The organism is Vibrio sp. 1159 (assembly GCF_033340395.1).
Classification (GTDB): Bacteria; Pseudomonadota; Gammaproteobacteria; order Enterobacterales; family Vibrionaceae; genus Vibrio; species Vibrio alginolyticus.
Genome location: NZ_JAWOWL010000103.1, coordinates 1 through 1398, shown reverse-complemented (window position 1 = coordinate 1398; position 1398 = coordinate 1). Strand labels below are relative to the sequence as shown.

Here is a 1398-nt window from a genome sequence, read left to right as displayed (position 1 = left end):
TGTGATTGCGGTTCACGCAGGTAAGGCCCAATGGCCTTCAGCTTTGACATCAAGCGAAAGTGTGTTGGACCCTGAGTCGTCTCTGACATATGAATCTCCGTTTCCATATAGTTAAAGTAAACACCCAATAATGATTATTATTTTTTATTATCATGAGCTTATTTTTTGCTCAGGTATATCACTCTTAACTAAATTAGGAGATTTGTCATCTTAATAATTCATCTTCCAACCACTTTATCGCCAAATCGAGGGATTGCTCATATCCTTTTGTAATTGTCTTGGAACTGATCTTCTTCGCCTGCCCATAGTGGCTAAATAGCGCGACTAACTGGTTGTCACTGTAAGGCGAAACGGGGTCACCTTCTAAGCTCAGCGCTAAAATTGGCACCTTAGTTTTACGACTGCTCAAGAAGCCTTGGACTTTCAATGACCAAGCCATCATCTGCCCAGCCATGCTGTTGATATCAACTGCGCTTTTACCCAAACGAGAAGCCAGCATATCCAGATACATCTTCGGCATTTTTTGCAGCTTTTTCGGTGAGGTAAACAGATCATGCACCGGTGCGCCTAGTGCCACACACGCTTTGATCTTTTCTTGCTCAAGAAAAGACAGACGAACCATGGCATTGCCACCAAAACGAAAACCGACCAAACCAACTTTGTGATGATCGACGTAAGGAATGGAATAAAGCTCATTCAACACGGCTTGATGAAGACAGCTTGAATCTTCCGTCAAAGGCCAATGAGAACTGTGTCCGACTGATGGCATATCGACGGTCAGCATTGCAATATCTTTAGGAGCAAAGTGATTGCGGAACAAACGCCACATGTCGGTTTGTAAACTGTCGAGTCCTGCACTCACCATCACAACTGGCAGCTGCTTATCGGTTCTTGGCAAATGCAAGTTAGCGATAATTTTGCGTTTTTGGTAAGGCACCTCAATTTGCTTGATGGTGTATTGAGTTTTCTCAGCCCCTTCAGAATAGGCTTTGTTTGCTAACACCTGAGCCTGAAGCGCCAAGTTGTCGTTTTTTAAATGAGGATAGCCCGCAATGCTGAAACACAACGATGCGGTAAACAGCTCGTCGGCAGCATCCTCACCTTTAAGATCATTGGCACGTCGTTGGTGTTCCATACCTAACTTGATCCACTCAAACGTCCAGTTACCGCTGTGATACCCCATCACAGTATCTAACCAATCATCGTGAGTACGAGAATGCGTTGACGAAGCAATGCGCGACAACACGCCTTCCATTTCAATTGGAGATAAGCCTTGCCACGCCCACTGCAAGCGACGCAAATGACGATACCAAGCACGATCTTCTTGCTGTTCTCGATCATCAAGAATCTTTTTGCTGGTTGGCATGTATTGAGTGAGCGCGGAGGTTTCTTTCGCTT

The 1398-nt window shown here is 44.9% G+C and carries 1 protein-coding gene and 1 pseudogene; both read right to left on the bottom strand.

Features of this window, described 5'->3' with window-relative positions:
- A pseudogene (locus tag R7127_RS26175) lies at positions 1-89 on the bottom strand (Crl family RNA polymerase assembly factor); the annotation flags it as partial.
- Between the two features lie 116 nt (positions 90-205).
- Positions 206-1398, bottom strand: a 1193-nt coding sequence (gene frsA / locus R7127_RS26170; protein ID WP_318148679.1) for an esterase FrsA, incomplete at its 5' end; no start/stop codon positions are given.